Annotated in this window: 15 protein-coding genes; 9 read left to right on the forward strand and 6 right to left on the reverse strand. The window is 70.2% G+C overall.

All coding sequences use genetic code 11. The annotated features are described in order from the left end of the window. Positions 1-162 precede the first annotated feature (162 nt). The 6 genes from AC3CBB_RS09500 (at position 163) to AC3CBB_RS09525 (ending at position 6,140) form a co-directional block, all read left to right on the forward strand. Positions 163-1,275 carry a mannose-1-phosphate guanylyltransferase gene (locus AC3CBB_RS09500; protein WP_123507305.1) on the forward strand — a complete coding sequence of 371 codons (1,113 nt, stop codon included), beginning with the start codon at positions 163-165 and terminating at the stop codon, positions 1,273-1,275. 111 nt (positions 1,276-1,386) lie between these two features. Continuing rightward, entirely contained in the window at positions 1,387-2,535 is a 1,149-nt protein-coding gene (locus AC3CBB_RS09505) for a glycosyltransferase family 4 protein (protein WP_488624392.1), read from the forward strand. Positions 2,536-2,625: 90 nt separating this feature from the next. Then, complete coding sequence (gene sdhC / locus AC3CBB_RS09510) at positions 2,626-3,072, forward strand: succinate dehydrogenase, cytochrome b556 subunit (protein WP_123507306.1); 447 nt, start codon at positions 2,626-2,628, stop codon at positions 3,070-3,072. Between the two features lie 3 nt (positions 3,073-3,075). Then, a complete protein-coding gene (locus AC3CBB_RS09515; protein WP_488624393.1) occupies positions 3,076-3,531 on the forward strand; it encodes a succinate dehydrogenase hydrophobic membrane anchor subunit in 456 nt (151 codons plus the stop codon). Between the two features lie 40 nt (positions 3,532-3,571). Next, on the forward strand, positions 3,572-5,386 hold the full coding sequence (gene sdhA / locus AC3CBB_RS09520; protein ID WP_488624394.1) for a succinate dehydrogenase flavoprotein subunit: 1,815 nt from the start codon (positions 3,572-3,574) through the stop codon (positions 5,384-5,386). Between the two features lies 1 nt (position 5,387). Beyond that, the gene (locus AC3CBB_RS09525) at positions 5,388-6,140 is read left to right on the forward strand and encodes a succinate dehydrogenase iron-sulfur subunit (protein ID WP_123507308.1); all 753 of its coding nucleotides are present in this window, start codon (positions 5,388-5,390) and stop codon (positions 6,138-6,140) included. Here AC3CBB_RS09525 and AC3CBB_RS09530 read toward each other — a convergent pair. After that, the gene (locus tag AC3CBB_RS09530) at positions 6,137-6,481 is read right to left on the reverse strand and encodes a hypothetical protein (protein WP_488624395.1); all 345 of its coding nucleotides are present in this window, start codon (positions 6,479-6,481) and stop codon (positions 6,137-6,139) included. The genes AC3CBB_RS09525 and AC3CBB_RS09530 overlap by 4 nt on opposite strands. Beyond that, positions 6,471-7,628, reverse strand: a complete 1,158-nt coding sequence (locus AC3CBB_RS09535; RefSeq protein ID WP_488624396.1) for a DUF6177 family protein — start codon at positions 7,626-7,628, stop codon at positions 6,471-6,473. The genes AC3CBB_RS09530 and AC3CBB_RS09535 overlap by 11 nt, the downstream gene beginning before the upstream one ends. Before the next feature lie 197 nt (positions 7,629-7,825). Between AC3CBB_RS09535 and AC3CBB_RS09540 the strand changes: the two genes are divergently transcribed. Next, complete coding sequence (locus AC3CBB_RS09540; protein ID WP_123507311.1) at positions 7,826-8,665, forward strand: hypothetical protein; 840 nt, start codon at positions 7,826-7,828, stop codon at positions 8,663-8,665. 109 nt (positions 8,666-8,774) lie between these two features. Here AC3CBB_RS09540 and AC3CBB_RS09545 read toward each other — a convergent pair whose 3' ends face one another. From AC3CBB_RS09545 to ptsP, 4 genes are read right to left on the reverse strand one after another with little or no spacing between them, the layout of a single operon-like run. Beyond that, on the reverse strand, positions 8,775-9,935 hold the full coding sequence (locus tag AC3CBB_RS09545; RefSeq protein WP_488624397.1) for a mannitol-1-phosphate 5-dehydrogenase: 1,161 nt from the start codon (positions 9,933-9,935) through the stop codon (positions 8,775-8,777). Next, positions 9,932-10,369, reverse strand: coding sequence for a PTS mannitol transporter subunit IIA (locus AC3CBB_RS09550; protein WP_123507313.1), 438 nt, complete (start codon positions 10,367-10,369; stop codon positions 9,932-9,934). The genes AC3CBB_RS09545 and AC3CBB_RS09550 overlap by 4 nt, the downstream gene beginning before the upstream one ends. 23 nt (positions 10,370-10,392) lie before the next feature. After that, complete coding sequence (locus AC3CBB_RS09555) at positions 10,393-11,946, reverse strand: PTS mannitol transporter subunit IIBC (protein ID WP_488624398.1); 1,554 nt, start codon at positions 11,944-11,946, stop codon at positions 10,393-10,395. A 54-nt stretch (positions 11,947-12,000) separates the two neighbouring features. Continuing rightward, positions 12,001-13,659: a phosphoenolpyruvate--protein phosphotransferase gene (ptsP, locus tag AC3CBB_RS09560; protein WP_488624399.1), complete on the reverse strand. Its 1,659-nt coding sequence runs from the start codon at positions 13,657-13,659 to the stop codon at positions 12,001-12,003. A gap of 242 nt (positions 13,660-13,901) precedes the next feature. On the opposite strand from ptsP, the gene AC3CBB_RS09565 reads away from it, so the two are divergent. Beyond that, positions 13,902-14,672, forward strand: coding sequence for a DeoR/GlpR family DNA-binding transcription regulator (locus tag AC3CBB_RS09565; protein WP_123507315.1), 771 nt, complete (start codon positions 13,902-13,904; stop codon positions 14,670-14,672). Positions 14,673-14,754: 82 nt separating this feature from the next. Next, positions 14,755-15,027: an HPr family phosphocarrier protein gene (locus tag AC3CBB_RS09570; protein WP_123507316.1), complete on the forward strand. Its 273-nt coding sequence runs from the start codon at positions 14,755-14,757 to the stop codon at positions 15,025-15,027. Positions 15,028-15,088: the final 61 nt, after the last annotated feature.

Here is a 15,088-nt window from a genome sequence, read left to right on the forward strand (position 1 = left end):
CGCTGGGCGCGATGTCTTGCAGGTTACCCAAAGTTACGAGGGCTAATTGCACGTCGCCCCGATCGGGCGCGAAGCGTTACCGGACCGCGACCATCGTGAAACAGCGCCGTTACGCCGAATCTGATAGGGGTTTCGGGTTGTGCCCGCCGCTAAGGTGTGGGCATGACGACAGCACTCGACCGGTTCTACAGCATCATCCCGGCCGGCGGCATCGGCTCCCGCCTGTGGCCGCTGAGCCGCGCAGACGCCCCGAAGTTCCTGCACGATCTCACCGGGTCGGGCACCACGCTGCTTCGCGGAACCTGGGATCGCCTCGCCCCGATCAACGGCGAGCAGCGGATCATGGTCGTCACCGGGCGCTCGCACCGCGCCGCCGTCGAGGCCCAGCTGCCCGCCCTCGAAGACCGCAACGTCGTGCTCGAGTCCGAGCCGAAGGACAGCACCGCCGCGATCGGCCTCGCCGCCGCCATCCTCGCCAAGCGCGAGCCCGACGTGATCATCGGCTCGTTCGCCGCCGACCACGTCATCAGCGATCAGCGCGGCTTCGTGCGCGCAGTGAAGGAGGCCATCGTCGCCGCCGACGCCGGCTACATCGCGACGATCGGCATCACGCCGACCGAGCCTGCCGTCGGCTTCGGCTACATCCACTGCGGCCAGCCGCTCGCCATCGACGGCGCCCCGCACGCGGCAGCAGTGACCTCGTTCGTCGAGAAGCCCGAGCTCGAGACCGCCGAGGAGTACGTCGCCGACGGCAACTATCTCTGGAACGCGGGCATGTTCATCACGCGCGCCGACGTGCTGCTGCGGCAGCTCGGCGAGACGCGCCCCGAGCTGCTCGCCGGCCTGCTCGAGCTCGCCGACGCCTGGGACACCCCCGCGCGAGGCGCCGTCGTCGACCAGGTCTGGCCCGACCTCGAGAAGATCGCCATCGACTACACGGTGGCCGAGCCCGCCGCGGCCCTCGGCCGACTCGCCGTCATCCCCGGCGACTTCGACTGGGACGACGTGGGCGACTTCGCCTCGATCGCGAAGCTGCACTCGAAGGGGCGCGCCTCCGATCTGGCGATCCTCGGCGAGAACGCCCGCGTGCTCGCCGACTCGTCGTCGGGCATCGTCGTCAGCCAGGGCGACCGGCTCATCTCGCTCATCGGCGTCAGCGACATCGTCGTGGTCGACACCCCCGACGCTCTGCTCGTCACCACCAGCGCCAACGCGCAGCGGGTCAAGAGCGTCGTCGACGCGCTCAAGCTGTCGGGGCGCAACGACGTCCTGTAGCAGCTGCGGGCAGGTCGCCATTCGGCGTTCACTGCCCCGCCACTCCCCTGTCACACCCGACGCATAGGTTCGCCTCAGCGAGCGGGTTCTGTGCGCGGATGAGGTGGGATGATGCGAGTTGCCATCGTGACCGAGAGTTTTCTCCCGACCGTCAACGGGGTGACCAACAGCGTCTGCCGGGTGCTCGAGCATCTGCGCGACCGCGGCCACGAGGCCATGGTCATCGCGCCAGCGGGCAAGGGCCCCGACCGCTTCGCGGGCTTCGCCGTGCACCGCATGCCGAGCGTCGGCTACCGCCAGTTCCCGGTCGGGATCCCCGGCCCGGCGATGGCATCGCTGCTCGCCGGCTTCGACCCCGACGTGATCCACGCCGCGTCTCCCCTCGTGCTGGGTGCGCAGGCGATCACCGCCGCCCAGCGGATGGGAGTGCCGAGCGTCGCGATCTTCCAGACCGACATGGCCAAGTACGCCGGCCGCAACGGCTTCGGCGCCGCCGGAACCGCCCTCGTGTGGAAGCTCATCCGCAAGGTGCACCACAATGCGACCCTCACGCTCGTGCCCTCGGAGGCCTCCCGCCGCGACCTCGAGCGCATCGGCGTGCAGCGCGTCGCGACCTGGGGCCGCGGCGTCGACTCGGCGCTCTACCATCCCAACCGCCGTACCGAGCAGGCAGCGCAGGAACTGCGGGCCCGTCTCGCACCCGACGGCGAGGCGATCGTGGGCTACGTCGGGCGCCTCGCCCCCGAGAAGGAGCTCGAGCGCCTGCAGGCCCTCCGGCGCATCCGCGGCATGAGGCTCGTGCTGGTCGGCGACGGGCCTGCGCGCGCCTCGCTGGGCCGGCGCCTGTCGGCGCTCGACCCGGTCTTCCTCGGGACGCTCCGCGGCGAGGAGCTCGCCACGGCCTACGCCGCCTTCGACCTGTTCGTGCACGCCGGCACGACCGAGACCTTCGGGCAGACGCTGCAGGAGGCTCATGCGGCCGGGCTCCCGGTCGTCGCGCCGGCTGCCGGCGGCCCCCTCGACCTCGTCGAGCACGGGGTGGACGGCTTCCTGTTCGACCCGCGCCACGACCACTCGCTGCGGCGGGCCGTCCTCTCGCTGGTCGAGGACCCACTCCTCCGCGCCCGCTTCGGCGAGGCCGGCCGGCGCGCGGTGGTCGGCCGCACCTGGACCCACCTCGGCGACGAGCTGATCGCGCACTACGGGGCCGCCGCCGCGGCGATGCCGCAGCCCGTGGGAACTCTCTCGGCATCGAGATAATCCCCTCAGCGCTCTCCAAGGCGCTCAGGACGGGTGCCTAGGATGGTTCAGATACCGCGTCACACCCCGATCCGTTTTGGAGGGTTGCTCATGGCCGAGCAGACAGGGGTCCTCACCGGGCCTCCCGCGCCGAATGGCGACACGAAGGTGGCGCCTCCGCGCCCGAGCAGGTTCCAGGGCACGCTGTACCGGGGTCGCGAGGGCATGTGGTCGTGGGTCCTCCACCGGATCACCGGCGTCTCGATCTACTTCTTCCTGCTGGTGCACATCCTCGACACGGCGCTCGTCCGGGTCAGCCCGCAGGCGTACAACGCGGTCATCGGCACCTACAAGCACCCGATCATGGGCTTCGGCGAGACGGCTCTCGTCGCGGCGATCGGCTTCCACGCCCTCAACGGCCTCCGGATCATCCTGATCGACTTCTGGAGCCAGGGCACGAAGCACCAGCGACTCATGTTCTGGATCGTGATCGCCCTCTGGGTGATCCTGCTCGCCGGCTTCGTCCCCCGCCAGATGATGAACATCTTCTCGGAGTAGCGCATGACCTCCTCGACCATCGAAGCCCCCCGGAGCCCTCGCCCCGTCACGCGTAAGCGCCGCGTCAACTGGGAGAAGTGGGGATGGCTCTACATGCGCGGCAGCGGAGTGCTGCTGATCGTGCTGATCGCCGCGCACCTGTTCACGAACCTCATCGCCGGCCAGGGCGGCGTCAAGGCGATCGACTTCGCCTTCGTCGGCGGCAAGTGGTCGAACCCGTTCTGGAAGGTGTGGGACACCCTGCTCCTCTGGCTCGCCCTGATCCACGGCTCGAACGGCATGCGCACCATCGTGAACGACTACGTGTCGAACCCGAAGGTCCGCAAGACCATGCTGATCGCGCTGCTGGCCTCCAGCGTCGTCCTCCTGCTCCTCGGCACCCTGGTCATCTACACGTTCGACCCGTGCCCGGCCGGCTCCCTCCCGAGCGACCTCCCGTCGTTCTGCCCGGCCCAGTAACGCCGTTCTCCTAGCGGCTCCCCCACTCTCGAAGGTTCCTGTGTCTGACATCCCCGACTCCTCCACCGCCCCGACCCGTACCATCGACGGCGTCCACTACCACCAGCACGACATCGTCATCGTCGGCGCCGGCGGCGCCGGGATGCGTGCGGCCATCCAGGCCGGCGCGGGCGCCTCGACAGCCGTCATCTCGAAGCTCTACCCCACGCGATCGCACACGGGAGCGGCCCAGGGCGGCATGGCCGCGGCCCTCGCCAACGTCGAGGACGACAACTGGGAGTGGCACACCTTCGACACCGTGAAGGGCGGCGACTACCTCGTCGACCAGGACGCGGCCGAGATCCTGGCCAAAGAAGCCATCACCGCGGTGCTCGAGCTCGAGAACATGGGCCTGCCGTTCAACCGGACGCCCGAGGGCAAGATCGACCAGCGGCGGTTCGGCGGCCACACCTCCGAGCACGGCAAGGCTCCGGTGCGTCGTGCCTGCTACGCGGCCGACCGCACCGGCCACATGATCCTGCAGACGCTGTTCCAGAACTGCGTGAAGCTCGGCATCAACTTCTTCAACGAGTTCTACGTGCTCGACCTCATCATGACCGAGGTCGACGGCGAGAAGCGCCCGGCGGGCGTCGTCGCCTACGAGCTCTCGACGGGCGAGCTGCACGTCTTCCAGGGCAAGGCGGTCATCTTCGCGACCGGCGGGTTCGGCAAGATCTACAAGACGACCTCGAACGCCCACACGCTCACCGGCGACGGCGTCGGCATCATCTGGCGCAAGGGCCTTCCGCTCGAGGACATGGAGTTTTTCCAGTTCCACCCGACCGGCCTGGCCGGTCTCGGCATCCTCCTGTCGGAGGCCGCCCGAGGCGAGGGAGCGATCCTCCGCAACAGCGAGGGCGAGCGCTTCATGGAGCGCTACGCCCCCACGATCAAGGACCTGGCGCCTCGCGACATCATCGCGCGCTGCATGCGCACCGAGATCCGCGAGGGCCGCGGCGCTGGCCCCAACAAGGACTACCTCTACCTCGACATCACGCACCTGTCGCCCGAGGTGATCGACGCGAAGCTCCCCGACATCACCGAGTTCGCCCGCACGTATCTCGGCGTGGAGCCCTATACCGAGCCGGTGCCGGTGCTTCCGACAGCGCACTACGCCATGGGCGGCATCCCGACCAACGTCAAGGCCGAGGTGCTCTCCGACAACACCACCGTCGTGCCCGGCCTCTACGCCGCCGGCGAGTGCGCCTGCGTGAGCGTCCACGGCTCCAACCGCCTCGGCACCAACTCGCTGCTCGACATCAACGTCTTCGGCAAGCGAGCCGGTGACAACGCGGTCGAGTACGTCAAGACGGCCGAGTTCGCGCCGCTCCCCGACGACGCCGCCGAGTTCGTCAAGGGCCTGATCGACCAGGTGCGCGGAGCGACCGGCACCGAGCGCATCGCAACCCTTCGGCGTGAGCTGCAGGAGTCCATGGACGACAACGCCCAGGTCTTCCGCACCGAGGAGACCCTCATCGCGGTGACCGAGAAGATCCAGGAGCTGCGCGAGCGCTTCCTCAACATCTCGGTGCAAGACAAGGGCAAGCGCTTCAACACCGACCTGCTCGAGGCCATCGAGCTCGGCTTCCTGCTCGACCTCGCCGAGGTCGTCGTCTACTCCGCGCTCTCACGCCAGGAGAGCCGCGGCGGCCACTTCCGCGAGGACTTCCCGAAGCGCGACGACGAGAAGTGGCTCGTGCACACGATGGCCTACCTCTCGGGCGACGCCCACTCGGCCGACGCGGGCGACCACATCAAGCTCTCGACCAAACCGGTCGTCATCACGAACTACCAGCCGATGGAACGGAAGTACTGAGATGAGCACCGTCCTCGAAGAGCGTCCGGCAGCAGCCGACGCGATCCAGAAGTTCACCGCGACGATGATGATCCGCCGCTTCGACCCCGATGTCGACACCGAGCCGCGCTGGCAGGAGTTCTCGGTCGAGATGCTGCCGACCGACCGCGTGCTCGACGCGCTGCACCAGATCAAGTGGGAGCAGGACGGCTCGCTGACCTTCCGTCGCTCGTGCGCCCACGGCGTCTGCGGCTCGGACGCCATGCGCATCAACGGCCGCAACCGCCTCGCGTGCAAGACGCTGATGAAAGACCTCGACATCTCGAAGCCGGTCTACGTCGAGGCCATCAAGGGCCTGCCGCTCGAGAAGGACCTCGTCGTCGACATGGAGCCGTTCTTCGCCTCCTACCGCGAGGTGCAGCCCTTCCTGCAGTCGTCGTCGAAGCCCGAGAAGGAGCGCCTCCAGTCGGCCGAGCAGCGCGCCCGGTTCGACGACACCACGAAGTGCATCCTCTGCGCCGCCTGCACCTCGTCGTGCCCGGTGTTCTGGACCGACGGGCAGTACTTCGGCCCGGCGGCGATCGTCAACGCGCACCGCTTCATCTTCGACTCGCGCGACGAGGCCAGCGAGGTGCGGCTCGACATCCTCAACGACAAGGAGGGTGTGTGGCGCTGCCGCACGACCTTCAACTGCACCGAGGCGTGCCCGCGCGGCATTCAGGTGACACAGGCCATCGCCGAGGTCAAAGCCGCAGTGCTCCGCGGCCGGCCCTAATCGGCGACGACACAGACAGCACCCATCCCGACGGCGAGCTGCAACGCCACCCGCACCCCGATCTCCCCCTCGTCGCCGAGCGGCGCCACGGCGTCGCACCACCACGTCGGCAGGTCGACGGCGGGGGCGTCCGGCAGCAGGCGCGCGACCTCGCCGGCAGTCGGCATGAGGCGGGGCGGGTAGACGGTCAGCACCGGCACACCCGTGGCGGTGGTCACCTGCAGCGCCGAGCCCCCGTCGATCTCGCGCACGGCGGCGGCACCCGGGATCGCCTCGGCGGCCTCGGCGAGCGAGAACAGGTCGTGGTCGCCGCGGGAGAGGATCGTGATCTCACGGGGCACCCGGGTGACCCCCTCGAGTTCCTGCGCCCGTGTCGCCGGGCTTCCGGTCGTGCGGATGCGGCTCTCCGTGCAGGTCGAGGTCGCCGTGGAGGTCGTCCTCCCACGCCTGGAGCAGCGGCGCGGCCACGAGGGCGGTGAGGCGGTCGCCGCCGACGGAGTCGAGCGCATCGTGCAGGCGGTCCCAGCCGGGGTCGGTCGCCGTGCCGAGCGGCAGCAGGTAGGCGGGGCGCGACGCGCTGCCGACGACGACGACGTCCTGGTCGTCCGCGAAGACGCGCTCGTGCAGCGCCAGCCGCCGCACCGACGGGGCGCCGATGAGCAGCGCGACCGGATTCGGCGGCGGGTACTCGACCGGGCGGAACGTGCGATCGGCCTCCCCCACGCGCGCCAGCACCAGCGCGAAGGTGGGCAGGGAATGCACGGTCAGGATCGCGAGCGCCTCGCCCAGCCGCTCGATCGCCGCGTCCAGCCCCGCCGAACCGCCCGGCACGTCGGCGGTGATGGCGACCGTCTCCTCGATGCCGTGCCCGCCGAACCGAGCTGTGACGGCGGCCGAGAAGCCGTCGCCCTCGACCAGGAACCTCGACGCATCGGGCGCGCGATGCCGGGCGTCCTGCGTGAGCACCCAGCGGTCCCAGCCGTGCTCCAGAGGCTCGGCGAGGCCCCAGGCGCGTGGGCGCCCGCCCCCGATCGCCAGCGCCATCGTCTCGAGCGCGCCGCCGAGCATCACGTCGTCCGTCGGCCGGTGCAGGAGCGTCACGTCGACGCTGAGCTGGGTGGTGTGGGCGTCCGCCGAGGTGAGCGAGCCCGTCGGGAGGTCGCCGTCGGCGTCCGGGTCGTGGACCGGTGGCGGGGCCAGCACGGCCTCGTCGAGGTCGGCGCGGTCGACGCCCGTGATGCCGTCGCGGAACCCGGTCGGCGTCTCGACGGCCCAGACCCCTCCTGCTGCGACCAGCGCCGAGCGCAGGCCGATGGTGATCCGAGCCGACTCGGGCGTCACCAGCACCACCGTGCGATCGGCCAGCGGCGGCCGCGACAGCAGGTCGGCGAGGGGCGGGGTGAGACGCACCACTCGAGACCGACTGGCCACCCGCACGGCATGCGGCGTGATCTCGTCGATCAGCGGATGGCGAATCGGTGTGCCCACCCGGCCCATTGAACTCCCGGGGGGCCGGCCGCGACCGGGCGAGCTCTGCGGCGGCACGCAGTTCGTGCGCCCGTGGTCCGTGCGACACTCCTCGGCCCCCTCGCGCGCAGGCGCCACCCCACTCGCTACGCTCGGACCACGCCCTGCGACTCACCGAGCGAGGCGCCCGCCCCCTGCCCCGCCACGAGAGGCCCGCTGTGGACGCCGAGACCGACAACCGCCCCGATGAGCTCGCCCTGCAGAGAGAGATGGCGTCGGCCGTCGCCGCGTCGCTCGCCGAGGTCGAATGGGCTGAGGCGAGTCTCTTCTGGTCGGAACTCGCAGGCCGCCGACTCGAGACCCTCTCCGTCGGCGGTCACGCGTCCGAGCAGCCCGTGCCCCGCGCCGTCGACGAGCTCGGCCTCCGCCTCCGCCGCGACATGGCCGCCGCCGAACGCGGCACGTGGCTGTCGATGAGCCTCGTGATGGAGGCGGACGGCGGCTTCACCTGCCGGTTCAACTACGACCGACGCGTCTACGCCAACCCCGGCAGCCCGTTCACGGCGGGCCCCGGAGCCGCCGGGCCCGATGACGAGGCGTGGGCGCACGACCTGGCACGGTTCCCGCGCAGTCCGCGCTACACGCCGGCCTGGCTGCCGGGAGCTGGTCTCGGCATCGCCGCACCCTACGACGTGCTCGCCGATGCCTGGGGCTGGCCCGGCGTGTTCGCCAGCGTCGAGCAGCAGACGGATGCGGCCCTCGCCGCGAACGGCGCCGTGCCGCCGCTTGCGCCGGCCGACGCCGAGGCCGTCGGCCGGCTCGTGCTCAGCGCCGTCGTCGCCGACGTGCTCGAACCGCACCACCTGGCCACCCTGCTGGGGCTCCACCGCGAGGCGGTGGGGCGACGGCTGCTGCCCGATGTGCCGGGTGTCGACGGGCTCGACCCCGCGCTTCCGCTGCTCGAGGCGCGCGAGCAGTCGTCGCCGGCGCTGCTCGGCGTGGAGGCCGGGGTGTACGGCGTGATCGGCGACGTGGTGCGGGCTCGGCTGCGGGGCTGACGCTCCACCGGTAGAACCCGCCGAATCGGCACGAACCCGCCGAAGGGACGACGGGTTCGTGCCGCAACGGCGGGGCCGAGTGCGAGCCGGCCCGCGGGCCGGATCACAGCTACGCGCGCGCCGCACCCACCTTGGCGGCGAACGGCGCCACCAGCGGGTGCGCCTCGTCGAGGCCCGTGATCGCCACCGCCAGCTCGACGTCGCTCCTCGACGCGTCGGCGAGCATCGCCTGGAGCTCGACGCTCTGCTCGTCGTCGGCCACGTCGAAGCGGAGGGCGGCGCCCATGGCCTCGAGCAGCGCGACCGGGGTCGTGCCGCGGTCGCTGAGACCTGCGGCCGGCGACACGAAGCGCTCGTCGCGAGAGAGCTTGCGGAGCGGCTGGCGGCCGACGCGCGCCGTGGTGTCGGGCAGGTCGGCGTTCTCGAACCGCTTGAGGATCGCCGCGACGTAGTCGCCGTGAACGGCCGGGTCGAGGTCGTGCTTGGCGATCAGCAGGGCGCTCGTCTCGCCGAGGACGGCTTCGACGGCGGCACGCACCTCGGGCAGCGCGATGGCGTCCGAGATCTTGTCCGCACCCGCGAGGAAGCCGAAGTAGGCGGTCGTCGCGTGGCCCGTGTTGACGGTGAACAGCTTGCGCTCGATCGAGGCCTCGAGACCGTCGACCCAGTGCACACCGGGGATCTCGGGCTCGGCTCCGCCGAACGGCGTCCGGTCGATGGCCCACTCGTAGTAGGTCTCGACGGTGACGTCGAGCCCCTGGCCCGGCGCCTGGGCGGGGACGATGCGGTCGACGGCGGTGTTCGCGAAGACGGCCCTGCCGAGCGCGGCGTCGTCGGCGCCGCCGGGCAGGTTCGCGACGATGAACTCCTCGAGTCGGTCGGTCGCGTTAAGCGCGTTCTCGCAGGCCATGACCGCGACCTTCGGCAGCGACGCGTCGCGAGCCTGGAGCCCGGCGGCGATCGCCGGAGCGATGAACTTGAGCACGTTCGGGCCCACGGCGCAGGTGACCACGGCGGCCGAGGCCACCGCGGCGACGACGGCGTCGGGATCGGCGGCGGAGTTGACGGCCGAGAAGCGGGTGACCTCATGGTCGGCAGCGCCCTCGCCCACCTCGTGGACGACGTACGAGTCGGCGGCCTTCAGCTCGTCGATCAGCTCGGCATTGACGTCCGAGAAGACGACCTCGTAGCCGGCTTCGTGGAGCAGGAGCCCGACGAAGCCGCGCCCGATGTTGCCGGCGCCGAAATGGACCGCGGTGCCAGCAGTCACTCGTTGACCGCTTCGAGCTGGGCGAAGATCTCGTCGACGCCCGCGGCGTCGCGGAGGGCCTGCACCTCGTCGTCGTCGGAGAAGATGATGGCGATCTTCGACAGGATCTCGAGGTGCTGGTTCTCGATGCCCGCGATGCCCACCACGAAGTGGACGGGGTTGCCGTCCCAGTCGATCGGCGTCGAGTAGCGGGTGAACGACAGCGCCGACTTCAGGATGGCGTCCTTGGCGTCGTTCGTGCCGTGCGGGATGGCGAGGAAGTTGCCCATGTAGGTCGACACGCTCTTCTCGCGCTCGATCATCGCAGGCAGGTAGTCGGCTGTGACCGATCCCGCCTCCAGAAGGATCTCGCTGGCTTCTCGCATCGCCTCCGACTTGGTCGTGGCGGTGCCTTCGGCTTTGATCTGGCTCTTCTGGAGGACGGAATCAGTCATGTCTCAGATGCTACTTTCTTTGGTTATTTCTGGTTCGCCAGCTGGTCGACGACCTGGTCGTACTGCGGAGCGTTCATGAAGTTGTCGACCGAGACGTGCTGGGCGCCCGGGTTCATGGTCTTCGCGCGGTCGGTCAGCTGCTGCTGCGTGATGATCAGGTCTTCGTCGCCCGTGAGGTTCGCGATGGCCTTGTTGACCACGGTCACACCCTCGATGCCGGCCTTCTTGATCTTGTTGCGCAGGACGCTGGCGCCCATGGCCGACGAGCCCATGCCGGCGTCGCAGGCGAACACGATGTTCTCGACGCGGGTGGCGGTGCTCGTGGTGGTGGCGCTGCCGACACCGCCGAAGGTGGCCTCGGCCTCCTCCTCCGTGGCGGGAGCGGTGGAGCCGGCGAAGACGCCCGCGGTCGCGGCGTTGGCGTCGCGGCCCTTGGCGGCCTGCATCTTGGCGAGGGCGTCCGACATGTCGCCGCCGCCGGCGGCCAGGTCGCGCTTGCGGGTCGCGATGAGGAAGAACGATGCGACGACACCCGACACTGCGGCGGAGAGGACGACCGAGGCGATGACGCCCAGGTAGCTGTCTCGCGAGGTGTTGGCGAGGACGGCGATGATCGAGCCGGGCGAGGCCGGACCGGTCAGGCCGGAGCCGAAGGCGACGTTGGTCGCGACACCCGTGGCGCCACCGAGGATGACGGCGATGAACATGATCGGCTTCTGCAGGACGAACGGGAAGTAGATCTCGTGGATGCCGCCGAAGAACTGGATGATGATCGCGCCGGGAGCCGAGGCGCGTGCCGCACCGACACCGAAGAAGGTGAAGGCGAGGAGGATGCCGAGGCCGGGGCCGGGGTTGGCCTCGAGGAGGAACAGGATCGACTTGCCCGACTCCTTGACCTGCTGGGCGCCCAGCTGGTCGAGCACGCCGTGGTTGATGGCGTTGTTCAGGAAGAACACCTTGGCCGGCTCGATGAAGAGGCTCGCGAGGGGCAGGAGGTGGGCGTTGATGAGGCCCTCGACCGCGTTGCCGAGGCCGACGACGATCACGCTGAAGAGCTTCGACAGCCAGAAGAAGCCGGCCATGAAGAGACCGAAGCCGAGGATGCCCGCCGAGTAGTTGTTGACGAGCATCTCGAAGCCGGGCTTGATCTTGCCGTCCCAGAGGCGGTCCATCCGCTTGACGAGGTACGCGCCGAGCGGGCCGCAGATCATGGCGCCGAGGATCATCGTCGAGTCGGACCCGAGGATGACGCCCATCGTGAAGATCGAGCCGACGACCGCGCCGCGGATGTCGTAGACCATGCGGCCACCCTGGATGGCGATGGCCAGCGGGATCAGGTAGGTCAGGATCGGGCCGACGACGCCCACGTTGGCGACGCCGTCGGTCGTCCCGAAGCCGCCGAGGACGCCGACCGGAGTCCATCCGGTCTCGATGAAGAAGGCCGTGATGAAGCCCCACGCGATGAAGATCGCGATGTTGGGCATCACCATGCCGGCGAGGAACGCGCCGAACTTCTGGACCCGGACGCGGCCGGAACCGGCCTCCCGGGTCGTGGCGCCTGCAGACGTCGTTGTCATGATCGTGTCTTTCTGTTCATGGTGGTGAGGGGGTTGTGTGGTGCTGGGGGGGGTCTAGAGCGAGGTGGAGACGGAGGACGCCGCGGCACGAGCCGCTGCGGCCGACGGGGCGCGGAGCGCGGCCTGGGCCATCGCCTTCGCCTCGTCGAGCGTGTGGTTCAGGAGCTCGGCGCGCACGTCGGCGAGGGCCGCGGGCGTCATCGAGAGGGTGGTCGCGCCGAGGCCGACGAGCACGACCGCGAGCAGCGGGTCGGACGCGGCCTCGCCGCAGATGCCGACGCCCTTGTGCGCGGCTGCTCCGGCGGTGCCGAGCTGTGCGACGAGGCGGAGCACGGCGGGGTGCCACGGATCCTGGTACGAAGCCACTGTGCCGAGCATGCGGTCGGCGGCCATCGTGTACTGGGTGAGGTCGTTCGTGCCGATCGACACGAAGTCGGCGGTCTCGAGCACCTGGTCGGCCATGAGCGCGACCGAGGGCACCTCGGCCATGACGCCGGCCGTCGTGATGCCGAGCTCCTTGGCGAGGGCCACGAAGTACTCGGTCTCCTCGACGTCGGCGACCATCGGAGCCATGACCCAGAGGTCGGCGTCGGTCTCGGCGTCGGCCTCGGCGAGCGCCGTGAGCTGGTCGCGGAGGATGTTCTCGTGGGCGCGAAGCGCGCGCAGACCGCGACGGCCGAGGGCCGGGTTCTCCTCGCCCGCGTCGGTGAGGAACGGCAGCGGCTTGTCGGCGCCGGCGTCCAGCGCGCGGACGACGACCTTCTTGCCGGGGAACTCCGTCAGGAGAGCCACGTACGAGGCCTTCTGCGTCGCGACGTCGGGCGCGTACGGGGAGTCGAGGAACAGGAACTCCGTCCGGAACAGCCCGACGCCCTCCGCCCCGAGCTCGACGGCCGCGGCGGCGTCCTTCGGGGAGCCGAGGTTGGCGAGCAGCGGCACGGTCGTGCCGTCCGCGAGGGCGCCCGGCGTGAGCGGGGCGGAAGCGGCGGCGAGGCGCTCGGCGCGCTTCTGGTCGGCGTCGGCGATCTGCTCGTCGGTCGGGTCGGTGAGGACGGCGCCGGCACCGGCGTCGACGATCACGACGTCGCCGTCGGCGAGCTCGTCGGCCTGCGTCACGCCGACGATGGCCGTGATGCCCTTGGCGCGCGCGAGGATCGCCGTGTGCGAGGTGGGCCCGCCGTCGCGGGTGACGAGTGCGAGAACCTTGTCGAGGTCGAGGAGGGCGGTGTCGGCCGGTGCGAGGTCGCGCGCCACCAGGATGAACGGGGTGTCCGACTCGGGCACGCCGGGGGCGTGCACGCCGCGGAGCTGCGCGATGATGCGCTGGGCGACGTCGCCGAGGTCGGCTGCGCGCTCCCCCATGTATCCGCCCATGCCCGAGAGGATGTCCTGGAACGACTTGAACGCGTTGTAGACGGCGCGCTCCTCGTTGGTGCCGGCGTCGATCTGCGAGTGCACGTCGTCGAGGATCGACGGGTCCTGCGCCATGAGCGCCTGGGCCTCGAGCACGGCCTGGGCGTCGCCGCCCGCTGCGGCACCGCGCTTGCCGAGGTCGGCGGCGACGGCGGCCAGCGCCTCGCCGACCCGGGACTTGGCCGCGGCCGCATCGCCCTGGAGGGGCGACTGGTCGGGCTCGCCGAGCGGTTCGGCCATGCGGAGGACGGGTCCGGACGCGGTTCCACGTCCGACTCCGACACCGGGCAGTTCGGGCATCCGAGACTCCTTCATCTGGGGCTGGCCTTGTCGGCAGTGCAGCTGGTTCGTGTGGTGCGTGTTCGACGAGTGCGCACCCATGTGTCCGGAGACGGGCGCTGGGAAGACCATACATCGATCTGAATTGACAAACAAACAAAATCAGAGCTAAAAATGCACCAACAGACATTTGTTTGCGCTTGGTTCTGCTTTCGTGGCCTGAGACAAGGCCCAGAATGCCCATTTCTCACCGATGAGGACCGATGTACGCCCCAGAACGCCACCTCCGCATCGTCGAGGAGGCCCGCCAGCACGGTCGTGTCGACGTCCGAGACCTCGCCGAGCTCCTCGAGGTCACCCCCGAGACGATCCGCCGAGACCTCACCAGCCTCGAGCGCCGCGGCCTCGTCCGCCGGGCTCACGGCGGCGCCATCCCCGTCGAGCGGATGACCTTCCACCCGGGCGTCGGCGACCGGGGCGGCATCAACACCGCCGAGAAGATGGTCATCGCCCAGGCCGCCGTCGACGAGATCCCCGAGAACGGGTCGATCATCATCGACGCGGGCACCTCCACGATCCTCCTCGCGCAGATGCTCCCCTCCGACCGCGGTCTGACCGTCGTCACCCACTCGCTCCCCGTCGCCATGGCCGTGGCGAACCGGCCCGGCATCGACCTGCACCTGCTGGGCGGCAGCATCCGCCGCGACTCGCTGGCCGGCGTCGGCACCTGGACCCACCAGCTCGTCGGCATGGTCTCGGTCGACGCCGCCTTCATCAGCGTCGGCGGCATCACCCCCGAGCGCGGCCTGACCACCCACAACATCTCGGAGGCCGCGGTCAAGTCGGCCCTTATCAAGGCCGCCCGTCGCAGCATCCTCCTCGCCGACCACACCAAGTTCGGCCGCGAGGAGTTCGGTCGCGTGGCGCCCATCGCCGCCATCGATACGATCATCACCGACCCCGCCGTCAACCTCGACCTCGTCCGCGAGGTGGAGGCCGCCGGCACCGAGGTCCTCTGGCCCGGCAGGAACTGACCAGCCTCCGCCCGTCCCCACCGACTACGGTCGTACAACGTCCGTCCACCGCCGTCCGCAACCCTCGCAAGGAGCAGCATCCATGTCCGAAGCCACCCGCACCGTCACCGTCGCCTCGTCGTCCGGCCTCCACGCCCGCCCGGCGTCCCTCTTCGTCCAGACGGTGACCGCCTCCGGCCACCAGGTGACCATCGCCAAGGGCGACAAGAGCGTCAACGCCTCCAGCATCCTGGGCCTCCTCGGCCTCGGCGTGAACACGGGCGACGAGGTCGTCCTCACCGTCTCGGGCGACGACGCCGAGACCACCGCCGACTCGCTGGTGGAGTTCCTGACCACCGACCACGACGCCGCCTGAGCCGCACCGTCGTCCTCCGCCGGCGCCCCGACTCGATGTCGGCAGGCGCCGGTAGGCTTTA

It is taken from the genome of Frondihabitans sp. OV104 (assembly GCF_057787745.1).